This is a genomic window from Janthinobacterium algoris, from assembly GCF_051380935.1.
In the GTDB taxonomy this organism is placed as follows: Bacteria; Pseudomonadota; Gammaproteobacteria; order Burkholderiales; family Burkholderiaceae_D; genus Janthinobacterium.
Genome location: NZ_JBNYXZ010000010.1, coordinates 114,360 through 129,280, shown reverse-complemented (window position 1 = coordinate 129,280; position 14,921 = coordinate 114,360). Strand labels below are relative to the sequence as shown.

At 63.6% G+C, this 14,921-nt stretch carries 15 protein-coding genes; 14 read left to right on the top strand and 1 reads right to left on the bottom strand.

Going from position 1 to position 14,921, the window contains the following annotated elements:
* The first annotated feature begins 19 nt into the window (after nt 1-19).
* From ACQ4W7_RS16455 to ACQ4W7_RS16410, 10 genes are all read left to right on the top strand, one after another.
* Nucleotides 20-583 (top strand): DNA-3-methyladenine glycosylase I, encoded by a 564-nt coding sequence (locus tag ACQ4W7_RS16455; protein ID WP_426073259.1) that lies wholly within the window; start codon nt 20-22, stop codon nt 581-583.
* A complete protein-coding gene (mnmC1, locus tag ACQ4W7_RS16450) occupies nt 583-2,214 on the top strand; it encodes an FAD-dependent 5-carboxymethylaminomethyl-2-thiouridine(34) oxidoreductase MnmC1 (protein WP_426073258.1) in 1,632 nt (543 codons plus the stop codon). The genes ACQ4W7_RS16455 and mnmC1 overlap by 1 nt, the downstream gene beginning before the upstream one ends.
* A 117-nt stretch (nt 2,215-2,331) precedes the next feature.
* Nucleotides 2,332-2,829, top strand: coding sequence for a rhodanese-like domain-containing protein (locus ACQ4W7_RS16445; protein ID WP_436531807.1), 498 nt, complete (start codon nt 2,332-2,334; stop codon nt 2,827-2,829).
* A 19-nt stretch (nt 2,830-2,848) separates the two neighbouring features.
* Nucleotides 2,849-3,835, top strand: a complete 987-nt coding sequence (gene epsC / locus ACQ4W7_RS16440) for a serine O-acetyltransferase EpsC (protein WP_426073256.1) — start codon at nt 2,849-2,851, stop codon at nt 3,833-3,835.
* A 7-nt stretch (nt 3,836-3,842) separates the two neighbouring features.
* Nucleotides 3,843-4,067 (top strand): helix-turn-helix domain-containing protein, encoded by a 225-nt coding sequence (locus ACQ4W7_RS16435; protein ID WP_034784364.1) that lies wholly within the window; start codon nt 3,843-3,845, stop codon nt 4,065-4,067.
* 104 nt (nt 4,068-4,171) lie between these two features.
* Nucleotides 4,172-5,101 (top strand): family 2A encapsulin nanocompartment shell protein, encoded by a 930-nt coding sequence (locus ACQ4W7_RS16430; RefSeq protein ID WP_426073255.1) that lies wholly within the window; start codon nt 4,172-4,174, stop codon nt 5,099-5,101.
* Nucleotides 5,076-6,887, top strand: coding sequence for a family 2A encapsulin nanocompartment cargo protein cysteine desulfurase (locus ACQ4W7_RS16425; protein ID WP_426073254.1), 1,812 nt, complete (start codon nt 5,076-5,078; stop codon nt 6,885-6,887). Before ACQ4W7_RS16430 ends, ACQ4W7_RS16425 begins: the two co-directional genes overlap by 26 nt.
* A gap of 157 nt (nt 6,888-7,044) precedes the next feature.
* The gene (locus ACQ4W7_RS16420; protein WP_426073253.1) at nt 7,045-7,764 is read left to right on the top strand and encodes a sensor histidine kinase; all 720 of its coding nucleotides are present in this window, start codon (nt 7,045-7,047) and stop codon (nt 7,762-7,764) included.
* 11 nt (nt 7,765-7,775) lie between these two features.
* Nucleotides 7,776-9,506, top strand: coding sequence for a response regulator (locus tag ACQ4W7_RS16415; protein ID WP_426073252.1), 1,731 nt, complete (start codon nt 7,776-7,778; stop codon nt 9,504-9,506).
* Nucleotides 9,507-9,522: 16 nt separating this feature from the next.
* Nucleotides 9,523-9,786: a hypothetical protein gene (locus ACQ4W7_RS16410; RefSeq protein WP_225317168.1), complete on the top strand. Its 264-nt coding sequence runs from the start codon at nt 9,523-9,525 to the stop codon at nt 9,784-9,786.
* 21 nt (nt 9,787-9,807) lie between these two features.
* On the opposite strand, the gene ACQ4W7_RS16405 is transcribed toward ACQ4W7_RS16410, so the two are convergent.
* Nucleotides 9,808-10,551, bottom strand: coding sequence for a PhaM family polyhydroxyalkanoate granule multifunctional regulatory protein (locus ACQ4W7_RS16405; protein ID WP_436531803.1), 744 nt, complete (start codon nt 10,549-10,551; stop codon nt 9,808-9,810).
* Nucleotides 10,552-10,700: 149 nt separating this feature from the next.
* On the opposite strand from ACQ4W7_RS16405, the gene ACQ4W7_RS16400 reads away from it, so the two are divergent.
* The 4 genes from ACQ4W7_RS16400 (at nt 10,701) to ACQ4W7_RS16385 (ending at nt 14,914) form a co-directional block, all read left to right on the top strand.
* Nucleotides 10,701-11,819, top strand: coding sequence for a DUF3108 domain-containing protein (locus ACQ4W7_RS16400; RefSeq protein ID WP_426073250.1), 1,119 nt, complete (start codon nt 10,701-10,703; stop codon nt 11,817-11,819).
* Nucleotides 11,820-12,581, top strand: coding sequence for a DUF3108 domain-containing protein (locus tag ACQ4W7_RS16395; protein ID WP_426073249.1), 762 nt, complete (start codon nt 11,820-11,822; stop codon nt 12,579-12,581).
* A gap of 211 nt (nt 12,582-12,792) precedes the next feature.
* A complete protein-coding gene (locus ACQ4W7_RS16390; protein WP_436531801.1) occupies nt 12,793-14,175 on the top strand; it encodes a hypothetical protein in 1,383 nt (460 codons plus the stop codon).
* Entirely contained in the window at nt 14,168-14,914 is a 747-nt protein-coding gene (locus ACQ4W7_RS16385; protein WP_436531799.1) for a hypothetical protein, read from the top strand. Before ACQ4W7_RS16390 ends, ACQ4W7_RS16385 begins: the two co-directional genes overlap by 8 nt.
* Nucleotides 14,915-14,921 lie beyond the last annotated feature (7 nt).

Sequence of the window (14,921 nt, the reverse complement as noted above, 5' to 3'; positions counted from 1 at the left end):
GCACATGAAGAACACGACCATGACCACTATCCGCTGCTCCTGGGCCAATCCGGCCAATCCCCGCTATCTCGATTACCACGATACGGAGTGGGGCGTGCCCTGCCACGACGAGCGCCGGCTGTTCGAGATGTTGAACCTGGAGGGCGCGCAGGCGGGCCTGAGCTGGGAAACCATCCTCAACAAGCGCGACACCTACCGAGCAGCCTTTGACGGCTGGGACGCGGAAAAGATCGCCGCCTATGGCCCGGAGAAGGTGGCGCAGCTGCTGCTCGACCCCGGCATCGTGCGCAACCGCCTGAAGGTGGCGGCAGCCATCACGAATGCGCAAGCCTACCTACGCCTGCGCGCGGAAGGCCAGACCCTGGACAGCTTCTTGTGGGCGTATGTCGATGGCCAGCCCATCGTCAACAGCTGGCAGCCCGGCGCATTTCCCGCCAAGACGGCCTTGTCCGATACATTGTCGAAAGACTTGCTGAAGCGCGGTTTCAAGTTCGTCGGCTCGACCATCATCTACGCCTACATGCAGGGCATCGGCATGGTCAACGACCATGCGCCTGCCTGCTTTTGCCGCGCGGGGCACTGATGCGCCGCGCCCTGGTCCTGCTCGACACGGATTTCGACGGCGCGCGCTTGCGCGCCGCCTGTGCGGCGCATGGCGGGCGCCGCCTGCATTACATCGCGCTGGCGCCGCGTCCCGTCGACGCCAGCCACTTGCCCGAAGAGTGGCGCATGCAATGGCCGCCTTGCGTGCCTGGCTTGCACCGCATGGTTTCGCGCGATGGCTTGCTTACCCTCGATGTGCTGATCGGCGAGCCCGATGCCTGCCTGGCGCAGATATCGGCACGCATCGATGAAGTGCTGCTGGCGTGGGTGCCTGCCGCCGTGACGGTGCTGGCGCGCCTGATGATGGACGGCGCCCGCCTGCAGGCCGTGCACCTTGACGAGGCGCAGCGCGTGGCCCTGCAACAGAACGGTTTTGTCTTCGACGAGAGCCGTTTGCGCGCCGTGTTTTATGCGCGGCGCGCAGAGCACGTGGCTGCCGTGGCGCCCGAGCGTCGCGCCATCGTCATCGGCGCGGGCGTGGCTGGCGCGGCTGCCTGCGAACGGCTGGCCGCGCGCGGCTGGAAGGTGACCCTGGTCGAGCGCCACGCGCAGCCGGCCGGCGAAGCGTCGGGCAACCTGGCCGGCATCTTCATGCCGCTGATGTCGAAGGATGACAATATCGCCACGCGCCTGGTGCGCGCCGCCTACCTGTACTCGCTGAGCCGCTGGAAAGACCTGGGCGGCATCGGCGCCGCCATCGAGGGTGTGCAAAGCGGCGTGCTGCACCTGGCGCGCGACGGCGCGCATGCGCAGGTGCAACGGCAGATCGCTGCCAGTGGCCTGTACCCGCGCGAATTCGCCCGCTGGCTGGAAGCGCCCGAGGCGACCGCCATGCTGGGCGCGTCGGCGCCCGATGGCGCCTGGTGGTTCGAACAGGGCGGTTGGGCGCGACCGTCTTCCGTCTGCGCGGCCATGCTGGACGCCTGCGGCGCCTTGCTGACGCGGCGCTTTGCCAGCAGCGCCCTGCGCCTGGAGCGCGGCGATGAGGAATGGCTGGTGCGCGATGCGGACGGTGCCTTGATCGCGGCGGCACCCACCGTCATCCTGGCGGCAGGCACGGGTGCCGTGGATTTCGAACAGGCGGCCGGTTTGCCGCTGGATGCCGTGCGCGGCCAGGTCACGCACCTGGCCGAAGGCAGTCTGCCCTCCTTGCCGTTCGTCGTCTGCCGCGAAGCCTACATGACGCCGGCGCACCAGGGCGTCGTGTGCGTGGGCGCCAGTTACGATGCGGACGCGGATGCCGAGGTGCGCGCATCGAGCCAGCACGACAATATCCACAAGATCGCCGCTATCTTCGATGTGCCTGCATTTGACGCGCCGCTGGCCGGGCGCACGGGCTTTCGCTGCATGGCGCCGGACCGCCTGCCGCTGGCGGGCGCCTTGCCCGACCCGGGCGTGCCGGGCCGCTGCGAACGCTTGCGCGATGTACCCCGCTGGCCCGGCTTGTTTGGCTTGCTGGGTTACGCCTCGCGCGGCCTGATCTGGGCGCCGCTGGCAGCCGAACTGCTGGCTTGCCAGCTGGAGGGCGAGCCGCTACCTGTCGAGGCACAATTGGCTGCTGCACTCGATCCAGCGCGCTTCCTGCTGCGCGAACGCCGCCGCACTTCATAAATCTCCCATATACGTTTTTCAGCTTTCCAAACTCTTTTAAATTTGTTTTCCGAACAACATAAGTTCGCTACAGTGGACTCGTGCTGGTTTTTGACGACGTAATTAAGAGGTGGAACGATGGCTGCTGCAGAACTGATTTTCGATTCCCGCGCCGCGCACGGCGAGGCGGCGTTTGAGGAGGTGCTGAATAACGCACGCGCCCACGCGCAGGCGCAAGGCTTGCCGTATGCGGGCATCGTCAGTGCGCAGGATGCATGGCAGCTGGTGCAGGCCGGCAAAGCCGCGCTGGTCGACGTGCGCACGAATGAAGAGCGCACCTTCGTCGGCTACGTGCCCGCCTCGCTGCACGTGGCGTGGGCCACCGGCACGGCCATGCACCGCAATCCCCGCTTCGTGCGCGAACTGGAATCGAAGGTGGGTGGCAAGGATGCCGTCGTGGTGCTGCTGTGCCGCAGCGGCAAGCGCTCGGCCGCAGCCGCCGAAGCGGCCGCCAAGGCCGGTTTCACGCACGTCTTCAATATCGCGCAAGGCTTCGAGGGCGACCTCGACGCGCAGCAACAGCGTGGCCATAGCGGCGGCTGGCGCTGGCATGCGCTGCCTTGGCTGCAAGATTAAATCTCTTCCCGGGACCACCATGAACCAGCGAGCCCTTCCCCCTGCCTCCCTTGCCGCGCAGCCGCAATGGGAACTGCACCAGATCGTCGATGAATTACGCGCCGTGCGCGCGCAGTGGCGCGAAGGATTGGCCGGCAGCCAGGAGTGCGGCGCGCGCGAATTTCCGTCGCGCCAGCATTTGCGCGATATCGTCGGCGCCCTGTGCGCGGCCCTGTTTCCCATGCGCCTGGGGCCCCTCGACCTACAGCAGGAGAGCGAGGATTTCTTTGTCGGCCATACGCTCGACACCACCCTCACGGGCTTGCATGAACAGGTGCGGCGCGAACTCAGTTACCACGCGCGCCAGCATGGCTTGCAGCAGACGGTCTCCATCGAACAGCAGGCGCTGGCCATCGTGCAGCGCTTCGCCCGCGCGCTGCCGCGCATCCGCGCCCAGCTCGACACGGACGTGGCGGCCGCCTTCCATGGCGACCCGGCCGCGCACAGCGTCGATGAAGTGCTGCTGTGCTATCCGGGCATCCTGGCCATCATCCACTACCGCCTGGCCCATACCTTGTACGCACTGGGTGCGCCGTTGGTGGCGCGCATCATCGCCGAAGTGGCCCATTCGCAGACGGGCATCGACATCCACCCTGGCGCCATCATCGGCAGCAGCTTTTTCATCGACCATGGCACGGGCGTGGTGATCGGCGAGACAGCCATCATCGGTGAAAGGGTGCGCATCTACCAGGCCGTCACCCTGGGCGCCAAGCGCTTTCCCGCCGGCGCTGACGGCGTGCTGAAAAAGGGATTGGCGCGCCATCCCATCGTGCAGGACGACGTGGTCATCTACGCAGGTGCGACGATCCTGGGACGGGTGACCATCGGCCAGGGCTCCGTCATCGGTGGCAATGTCTGGCTGACCCGCAGCGTGGCGCCGGGCAGCCATGTCACGCAAGCGCACAACCAGCAGGAGGCAGCGGAGTTGCCGACGCCATCCCACCCCGCATTTGCCCATCACCCATGAGGACAGCATGTTGATCAAACAGTTTGGACTGGCCGTGCGCCAGTTGCGCGAAGGGCATGGCTGGTCGCAGGAGCGGCTGGCCGAAGCGGCCGACTTGAACCGCTCGTTCATCGGCGAAATCGAACGGGGCGCCGCCACGCCGTCGCTGCTGACGGTGGAAAAACTGGCCGGCGCGCTCGGTATCGGCCTGGCGGGATTGATGGCGCGCTGCGAACCGGAGCTGGTGGATTAAAGCGCCGCGTTGATGGCGATAGCATGTTGAGAGAAGAAGGGAGACGTCCGATACTTTATTCGTTTTTCAGATAAGCATATTCACTTTTCTCATCAGGAGTAGTCATGGCAGAAGCAACAGAGAGCCAGTTTGCGCTGGGCGATAACGCCGCGCGCCAGCTGGCCAATGCAAGCAAGAGCGTCCCCCAGTTATCCACGATCACGCCGCGCTGGCTGGTGCACTTGCTGCAATGGCTGCCCGTGGAAGCGGGTATCTACCGCCTGAACCGCGTGAAAAACCCGAAGGATGTGCGCGTGGCCTGCTCGCAGCGCGACGAGTCGGAACTGCCGCAAACTTTCGTCGACTACGATGAGCAGCCGCGCGAATATTTTCTCAATGCCGTCAGCACGGTGCTCGACGTGCACACGCGCGTGTCCGACCTGTACAGCAGCCCGCACGACCAGATCAAGGAGCAGCTGCGCCTGACCATCGAAACGATCAAGGAGCGTCAGGAAAGCGAATTGATCAACAATCCCGATTACGGCCTGCTGGCCAGCGTGCATGACGACCAGCGCATTTTTACGTTGACGGGCGCGCCTACGCCGGACGACCTCGACGAACTGTTGACGAAAGTGTGGAAGGAGCCGGGCTTTTTCCTCGCCCATCCACTGGCCATTGCCGCTTTTGGGCGCGAATGCACGCGCCGCGGCGTGCCGCCACCCACCGTCAGCCTGTTCGGTTCCCAATTTTTGACGTGGCGCGGCGTACCGCTGGTGCCGTCCGACAAACTGCCGATCGAAGACGGCAAGACGAAGATCATCCTGCTGCGCGCGGGCGAACAGCGCCAGGGCGTGATCGGCCTGTTCCAGCCTGGCCTGGCGGGCGAGCAAAGCCCGGGCCTGTCCGTGCGCTTCATGGGCATCAACCGCCACGCGATTTCGTCCTACCTGATTTCGCTGTATTGCTCGCTGGCCGTGCTGACGGACGATGCGCTGGCCGTGCTGGAAGACGTGGAGATCGGTAAATACCATGACTACCCAGATACCTACAAGTAATGGCGCGGCGGCCCTGGCACCGTCGTCCCTCTTGCCTGACGAAGCGACCCTGAACCGGCTGGCGGGCGAGTTTTTCGCGCGTTTGCCGGGGCTCGCGCCTGCACTGGATAAATCGCCCAGCCTCGGTGGTTACGGCAGCGTGCTCGATGCGGCGCCCCGCTATGCGAATCGTCCGCCGCCGCAGCCCGGCCCTTCGTTCGCCGCCATCGCCCCCGGCGTGGCGACGGCCCAAGTGCCGCCTGTGACGGCGCCTTTGGCGCCGCCCATCGCGCCGGCGCCTGCTTCCGTGCCGACGCCACGCGCATCAAGCATCGGTGCGCCGTCGCCCTACTATTTTGTCGGCGGTGCGCATGGCTACCCCGCGTCGAACGGCAAGCTCGATGGACTGGCGCAGCAAGGACTGGGGCAGGGGCCGGCAGCCCCCGATGATTTGCGGGGACTGTTTGCCACACCGCAGCGGTCACCTGCGCGCCAACTGCCCGTCACGCCCGCCGCCGGCCAGCCCGCGTTCTATTTCCAGACCGAGCTGCCCGCAGCGACGCAGCCGGGTCACAGCCAGGCGCCGGCGCCATTCGATGTGCATGCCGTGCGGCGTGATTTTCCCGTGCTGGCAGAGCGGATCAATGGCAAGCCGCTGGCTTGGTTCGACAATGCGGCCACCACGCACAAGCCGCAATCGGTAATCGACCGTATCGCGTATTTCTATGCGCACGAGAATTCGAACATCCACCGGGCGGCGCATGCGCTGGCGGCGCGCGCCAGCGATGCGTACGAGGCGGCGCGCGCCAAGGTTGCCAATTTCCTCGGTGCTGCCTCGGCCAATGAAATCATCTTTGTGCGCGGCGCCACGGAAGGCATCAATCTGATCGCCAATACCTTCGGGCGCAAGTACATCGGCAGCGGCGACGAAATCATCGTTTCGCAGCTGGAGCACCATGCCAATATCGTGCCGTGGCAGCAGCTGGCGGCGGAAAAGGGCGCGACACTGCGCGTGATTCCCGTCGACGACAGCGGCCAGATCATCGTCGATGAATTCCGCAAGTTGCTCAACGGGCGCACCAAACTGGTGTCCGTGACGCAGGTGTCGAATGCGCTGGGCACGGTGACGCCCGTGGCGCAGATCATCGCGCTGGCGCATGCGGCCGGCGTGCGCGTGCTGGTCGACGGCGCGCAGGCCGTGTCGCACCTGCGCGTGGACGTGCAGGCGCTGGACGCGGATTTTTACGTGTTTTCGGGGCATAAAGTGTTCGGTCCGACGGGTATCGGCGCCGTGTATGGCAAGGCCGACTTGCTGGAGCAACTGCCACCGTGGCAGGGCGGCGGCAATATGATCGCCGACGTGACGTTCGAGCGCACCGTCTACCAGGGCGTGCCGAACCGTTTCGAGGCGGGCACGGGCAATATCGCCGATGCCGTGGGCCTGGGGGCGGCCATCGATTATGTGCAGCGCATCGGCCTGGACAACATCGCCGCCTACGAGCACGCGCTACTGGAATACGCCACGCACCATTTGCAAGCCATACCCGGCGTGCGCCTGATCGGCACGGCGCTGGACAAGGCCAGCGTGGCGTCGTTCGTGCTGGCCGGCTACGAGCCGGCGGAAGTGGGGCGCGCACTGAACCACGAGGGCATCGCCGTGCGCTCGGGCCACCACTGCGCCCAGCCGATTTTGCGCCGCTTCGGCGTGGAAGCGACCGTGCGGCCATCTTTCGCTTTCTATAACACGTATGAGGAAATCGACCGGCTGATCGCGGTGGTGCGCCGCCTGGCGGGCGCGCGCCGCTGACCTTGCCGGTTTGCCAAGACTATGCCGTCCTTGCGCAAGCGGGGGCGGCATTGTTGCTTCAGATCACGGTCTTTGCGCGCGGCTGGCTGGCGTCTGCATGCTGGCGGTATAATTTATCCTTGGCAATACTCAAGCTGCGGCCCCAAGGAGATATTCGGTGGAAGATCAACACAGCTCGCCCGAGCTTTTCCTGTTCCTGGCGTCGACCGTGCACGACATGAAAAACTCGATCAGCGTGGTCAGCGGCACGCTGGAATCCTTGCTGGCGGCCGAGCAGGCCAAGCCCGCGCCGCAGGCTGACCCCGCCTACCTGCAGATGGCGCAGATGCTGTACCAGACCAAGCGCCTCAACGATAACCTGATCCAGCTGCTGGCCCTGTACAAGGGAGTGGGCAAGCCCGGCTATCCCTTCGATGTGCAGCCGCAACTGGTGAGCCAGGTAGTCGACCAGGTGGTGGACCAGGAAAAGATCCTGCTGGCCTCGAAAGGCATCCGCCTGGAGACGGCTTGCCCGCCGGAGCTGATCTGGACTCTGGATGAAGACCTGGTCATCGGCGTGCTCGCGCATGCCATCAACAATGCCATCCGCTACACGAAGGACACGATCCGCCTGTCCGTACGCCAGGTGGACGCCTTGCTGGAGCTGCGCGTGGAAGACAATGGCGAGGGCTACTCGCAGGCGCTGCTTGACGCGGGCAGCGCGGCCATGGATGGCATGGCGGCCGGCGTGAACTTTTCCACCAACAGCACGGGGTTGGGGCTGTATTTTTCCAGTGTCGTGGCCAAGATGCACAAGCACCGGGGGAGCAGCGGCAGCATTGTCCTGGAAAATGGCGGCGCGCTGGGCGGCGGCTGTTTCATCCTGCGCCTGCCCTGAACGAGGATGCCATGACGACAGACAGCCACGCCACCGCCGCCGAAGCGGGCAGCACCGACTGGGCCGACAAGCATTATTTGCTGGTCGATGACTTCATCGGCATCCGCATCCTGCTGCGCGAATCCTTGCGCAACCTGGGCGCGCGCCATATCGATCAGGCGGCCAGCGGTGGCGAAGCCATGAAGCTGCTGGCCAAGACGCGCTACGACGTGGTGCTATGCGATTACAACCTGGGCGAAGGCAAGAATGGCCAGCAAGTGCTGGAAGAGACGCGCGTGCGCAACCTGACGGCGCCATCGAGCGTGTGGCTGATGGTATCAGCCGAGAAAAGCGTGGAATCGGTGATGGGCGCGGCCGAGCACCAGCCCGACGCCTACCTGATCAAGCCGATCACGGAAGGCGTGCTGCTGACGCGTTTGAACCGCGTGTGGCACAAGAAGCAGGTATTTCGAGAAATCGACCAAGCTTGCATGGAAAAGGACTACCTGCGCGCGGCCAAATTGTGCGACGCGCAGATCGAGGTCAACAAGCTGCACGAGCTGGAATTGCTGCGCATGAAGGCATCCCTGCTGCTGAAAAGCGGCGAGCCGGAAAAGGCCCGTGCCGTGTACGAAAAAGTGCTGGCCGAGCGCGATTACAGCTGGGCCAGGGCGGGCCTGGGCAAGATCCGCATGAATAACGGCGAGCACGAGGCGGCGCGGCAGATATTCCAGGGCGTGATTGTCGAAAACAAGTATTACATCGACGCCTACGATCAGATGGCCGTCGCCTACCAGCTGATGGGCCAGCACGAGGAAGCCTGCGGCGTGCTGGAAAAGGCGGCCCGCCTGTCGCCCAATTCCGTGCCGCGCCAGCGCAACCTGGGGTTGGCTGCCTTGAAAGTCGGTAATGTCAGCATGGCGGAAAAGGCTTTTCGCAAGTGTATTTCCATCGGTGAATTTTCCGTCATGAAGACGCCCGACGCCTACCTGGGACTGGCGCGCGTGTGCGGCTTGAAGAAGGATGCCAAAGAGGCGCTGCAATGGCTGCTGCTGGCGCAACGTGAATTCCCGCCCGAGCAAATCGGTTTGCGCGCGAAGATCACGGAAGGCATGGTGCACCACGAAACGGGCGATTACCGGCGCGCGCGCAAGTGCGGCGATGAGCTCGAAGCCATGCTGCTTGAAGACCCGGCGCGGCCCGAAAAAAGTATCTGTATGGAACTGGCCACCTTGCTGTTCGCCGTCGGCGTGAAGGATGCGCCGGCCGGCCTGCTGTCCTATGTGGTGAAGAACAACCACGACAATCAGGTGGTGCAGGACGAGGTGCAAAAGATCTTCGACAAGGCCAAGATGGGCGACGAGGGCACCAGCTTGATCATCGCTGCGCGCAAGGAAGCGTCGGACTTGATGAACAAGGGCGTGCTGCTGTGGAAGACGGATAAGCTCAACGAGGCGGTCGCCTGGATGCGCGCGGCGCGTGAAAAACTGCCCAACAACCTGCGCATCCTGTTCAATTCCGCGCAAATCATCGTGTCTTTCCTGGAACAGCGCGGCTACCAGGCGGAATTGGCGGCCGAAGCCATGGAAGTGTTGTTGTATGTAGACAAAATTGCACCAGGGCAGCAGCGCTTCGCGCAATTGATGGAGCAACTGGTGCAGCTGACGCCGCCGCCCGGGCCGGAATTGGCCGTCGAGGTGCCGGAAAAAGCGCCGCCGGCGCCGGAAAAAGGGGGAAAATCCGTGCGCGAGCGTGCCGGATGATAAACTAGGGGCCAGCGTGGGTTCGCCCGTGCTTGAGTTGCTTTACAACAATAAGGAAGAAACTATGCGTGATGTGGTCAATGAAGTGTACAAAAAAATGAAAGTCGGCAGTATTGCCTGGGTACGCCCGGTCGCCGCCAAGGGAGACACGCTGGAAACATTCCAGTCTTCGTACGAGCACGCCAAGGCGCTGGCCGACGAAGGCCTGATCACGATCGGTGACGTAAAACGCCAGGCCGACAACATGATCGAGGCGATCCGCATTCATCGTATCGCCTGATCATATTGCCGGCTTGCAGCATCAGGCCTTGCCTGGTGCTTTGGACTTGGGCGCTGCGCGTTTCGCGGGCGCCTTGCGCAGCGGGGCCTTGGCCTTGGCTGCCGTGCCGGCTTCTGCCGGCTTGGCGGACTTGCTGGCCGCTGGCTTGGCCGTCGCTCCAGCCGCTCCACCGCCAAAACTGGCCGTTGCCGCGCTGGCGGCGTCGGGCGACATGGCCGTCGACACCGCCTGTTTGAACTGATCTTGTAACAAATTCCACCAAGCATTTGGATTGGCCAGCTGGGCTGCCGCCTGGCTGCCGGCATCGGTGGGCGCCGCCGCAGCGGGTTCCGGCGCGGCGGCTGGTGCAGGTGCTGGTGCAGGTGCAGGTTTCTGTGCCGGCGCGGGTGCCGCAGGCGCTGCCTGCTGGAAAAACGCGGAAGCATAGGGCACCGATTCAAATACCGTTTTCTCGCTGGCGCCTGGCTGGGTGATGGCCGCCGCCAGCGAAGCACCCATGGATTTCAGGGTGGCGATGGTGCCGCGCTGTACTTCCAGCGCCTGGATACTGCCACGCAACATGCTGGTATTGAGGTTCAGCCATGCTTCGACGGCTTTCAAGTCGCTGATTTTCTTGTCCAGCTCTTCCACCGACATGGTGGGCGCCGTGATGCCTGGCATGCCCATGCCGGGCACGCTCATGCTGCCCCACAGGTTCTTGACGAAGTCGAGGGTATCGGTCACAACTGCTGCGCCCGGTATTTGGGGCATTTGCGGATTTGCCATGCAAAATCTCCTAGAAGGTGGATGTCTCTAGCGTAGCAGATATCAGCTTGCAACTGACGCAACGCTGCCAACATTTTCTTACATAAAACATCAGGAGTTGAGCGCGGGCAAGAAGCGGGAAGTGGGGTGAAAGCGTTACACTACGGCCTATGATGCCAGACTCCTTCTTTTCGCCACCGCGCCGCCGTACCGTCATCTTTGTCGCGGTCATCGGCGCACTGCATTACGTGGCGCTGCAGTGGCTCACCTCGCAAGCGAGCATGGTGCCGCTGGGGCAGGATCATGCGCAGGTGGTCAGCATGGCATTGCTCGCCGAGCCACTCAAGCCCCGGCCGATGCTGGCGCCACCACCGCCGCCCGAACTGCTGCCCGTGCCCAAGCCCAGGCCGCCGCCACCGCTGCCACCGACGGAGCTGGCGTCGAGCGAAGCGCCCCAGTGGACGGCGCCCGCCAGCGACGTGCCGGAAGGCCCTGCCACCTCCGAGCCGGCCGCGGCGGCTGCCCCGGCCATGACGGCGCCCGCGCCAGCCGTGGCGGCCGCGCCCGCGCCGGCCAGCGCGCCGCCAGCGGCCATCGAGCAGGCACGGCACTACAAGACGAATGCGCCTGCCTCGGCCCAGTTCGACCTGCATGTGGACCGGCGTGATGCGGATGGCACCAAGTGGCAGGGCGTGGCCGCCATGGCGTGGGAAAACCGGGGCGACACGTATCAGTTGAAACTGGAAGTGGGCTTGAGCATGCTGATCACGCGCATCAACCTGCTGGTGCTGACCAGCGAGGGAATGATCGATGCCAGCGGCATCGTGCCCGTCACGGCCACGGAGAAACGCAAGGGCCGCGCGCAAACGGCCACGCATTTCAAGCGTGACGCCAAAAGCATCACGTTTTCGGCCTCGACGGCCACGGCGCCATGGCAGGACGGCGCGCAGGACAAGGCCAGCGTGCCGTTCCAGCTGGCCGCCATCGGCCGCGCCGACGTCAACCAACTGGCCGGCAATATCGATATCCTCGTCGGCGAGGAAAAGGAAGCGACCGTGTTCCGCTTCCAGCTGGTGGGCGAGGAAGAACTCGACACCAAAATGGGCCGCCTGGTGACCTGGCATTTGCGCCGGCCACCAAAGCCCGGCACGTATTCGTCGCAGCTCGATATCTGGCTGGCGCCGTCCATGCAATGGTATCCGGTACAAATACGCAATACCGAAGCGAGCGGGGCGCTGACCACGCAAACCGTGACCCAAATTCGCGTCAATGACGCTACAGGAAAATAAATGACTACTTTGACTACTTTGAAACGCGTTTTGTTCGCCAGCTTGCTGGTCGCCGCTTTGCCTCGCGCAATGGCCGACGCGCCCGTGGAGCATCCCGTCATCAAGCGGCCGTACAAGCTGGCGCCATCGGCAGACCTCGTCTACTCGATCAAGGCCAAACAGCGCGGCATCGGGCTGTCCGGCGAATCGGTCAGCAACTGGCGCGTGGGCGACGGCAAGTATTCGCTGCTGGCCGAAACCAAGGCTGCCCTGTTTGGCAAGATCCTGGAGCAGCGCAGCGAAGGCATGGTCGACGATTACGGCCTGGCGCCTGTCCAGTTCGTAGAAAAACGCTTCCGCAAGGAAGCGGCCACGACCACCTTCAAGCGCGACAGCAAGACCATCGTCTTCAGCGAAGGCGATGACAGCTATCCGCTGAAAGGCGGCGAGCAGGACCGCAACAGCACCGTCTGGCAATTGGTCAGCGTGGCGCGCGCCGCCCCCGAGAAATTCACGCCCGGCTCGGAATGGAGCTTCTTCGTTGCCGGCCGCCACGACGCCGAACCATGGACCTTCAAGGTCGTCAAGCAGGAGATGGTGGCCACGGGCATGGGGGAGGTCGCTGCCATGCACCTGGTCAAGGCGCCGCCGCCGGACAAGAAGGGCCAGCAAGTGGACCTGTGGCTGGCGCCGTCGCTGGAATGGTATCCCGTGAAGGTGACGTTCGCCGATGAAGACGGTGATTATGTCGAGCAAACCTTGCAAAAGATCGTCAAAAAGTAAGTGCTCACCAATGCGCGGAGCAACACATACTGGGTTTGCTTCCCTGTTTTGCCATTCTGGCCCAGCACGGCGCCGCCGCTGTGTTGCGTCGCATCCGCAGCGCCCCCTCCCGCAGGCTAAATTGCATGTCAGAACTGATATACTGACGCCCCCGCCCCGCAGTGCCGCGTTAGCCCGCAGCGCCGCCCGCTGAACACTCATCCGGAAAAGAATGATTGATATAATGGCAAGTGCAGCCGTGGCTACGGATGCACATCAGACAGAGCAAGAGCATCACGATTCCTTGCAGGCGCATTTCCAGCCCAATATTTCGGCCGATGAAATCGAGCAAGTTTTTCATTTGAAGCGGGCGCAGCCCTTGCTGCAAGTGTTTACGGCCCTGTTTCATGGCGGTTTCGATGGCGTGCTGGTGCGACTGCTGGTGTTGCGTGAGCTGGCGTCCGATGCGGCCACGTCCGCCTACACGCGCGCCGATATCAACACGAAACTGGCGTATCTGTTGCCGGAAAGCCTGGAAACGGTCTTGCTGCGCTTGCGTTCGAACCAGTTGCTGGCCTGGGATGCGCAGCAGGGCGTGTACCGCGTCACGCCCATGGCGCGCAATGTGCTGTCCGCCATCGACAGCTTGCTGGGCCTGGGCCAGACGGAAGACGAAGCGGAAATGGGCTTCTTGCTGTCGCAAGTGGCGGGTGCGCAAGCCGTCGGTGGCGTGTCGGTTGAGCAACTTCAGCATTTGCTGGGGCGCCTGGTGGACTTGACGGAAGAATTCTCCGACGCCATTGCCTCCGGTTCCGAATTTCGTTTGCGCACGGCGCAAGCGAAGTGGAACATGGCTTGCGACTGGGTCGAGAAGGGTTCCGAGATTCTCGTGGCGATCACCTCCGATGAAAATGCGGACAGCGCCACGCACAAGGCGGCGCAGGCGATCGGCCGCGCGCAAAGTAAATTGCTGAACATGCAGGGCATGTTTTCGCGTGCCCTGAACCAGATCGAGCGCCAGCGCGTGCACCTGGGGCAGTCCGGCCTGTCGACCACCGACATCAAGCGCTGGCTCTTGTTGCATGAAGACCTGGCCAGCCTGGCCGAGGGCGCCATCGATCAGCCCGTCGTGCCCCTGTTCTCCACGCCGGCCGAGATGATCGACGTGGCCGAAACGGAACTGCTGTCCGAACGGGCCGCAGGCGTGACCAACACGGGCTTGCCCAGCGGCGAAGATGCCCCTACCACTATCAGCGACGGACCCGTCATGCAGCTTGAACTCGATGACTTGCTCGAACGCCTGTCGAACTTTGCCAGCCTGGGCAATTTCCCCAGCATCGGCGAAGAAGGGCCGAAGTCGGTGCCGGTGCAGGATTCGTTGCTGCCGGCCAGCTTTGCCGTGGCGTCCTACCGCGCTTCCATGCTGCCGCTGCTGGGCGATGTATCCGAAGCGAGCTTGCAAGGCTCGACGGCCGAACTGGCCCGCTTGCCGATTACCTTTACACCGACCGACGAGATGGTCCAACTGACCGACCCCCACGTGGCGGCCATGTCGATCGCCTCGCTTTCACTGAATGTTTCACTTGATTTAGATAGCGGCACAGCCGATGAATGACGATTCCCAAATCCTGATTGCGCGCCTGCTCACGCATCAAACCCTGCGCCGCGACGATAAGCTCGTCAAGCGTGTGCTGTCCGACGAGCTGTTCCGCGCCGAGATCGATGCGCGCCTGCTGGCCTGCGGCTTGAAATTGCTCGACAACGTGTATGCCGACCATGTGACCCTGGCCCTGACGCGCACCATCGAGCCGAAGATTTTTGGCGCGCGCGATGTGTGGCAAAACAATAATTTCGGTCTGGCGCGCGATGGTGTGGCCTTGCTGGTGGTGCTGTGGGCGCAGATCATCCTGCCCAAGCGCGAACGCCAGGAAACGCACCAGCACGCGGATGATGACCAGAACGACATGTTTGGCACGGAAAAGCCGTTGCCGCGCGCGGAAGACGCGTCGATCGGCATTTCTTACAAGGCGCTGCTGTCGGACTTTGGCGACAAGCTGGGTAAGAAAACGCGCATGGACATGAATTTGGGCACGCTGGCCAAGCTGGGCTTCATCGAGCGGCGCGGCGATTTCATCCTGGAAGGTCCGCTGCTGGACTTGATGATGGATACGGACGTCTTGAAAGAGCGCATCATCAACGGCGCCCTGGCCGACGTATTCAAGCGCGCGCCGGCACGCCTGGTGGCTGTCAGCGTTGATTCACTGCTCGATGCCGACTTGGCAGACGACTTGTCCGCCGACATCGGCGACTTGCCAGACACCGGCGACGAGCCCGCGTCCGACCTTCCTCACTGAAAGCACC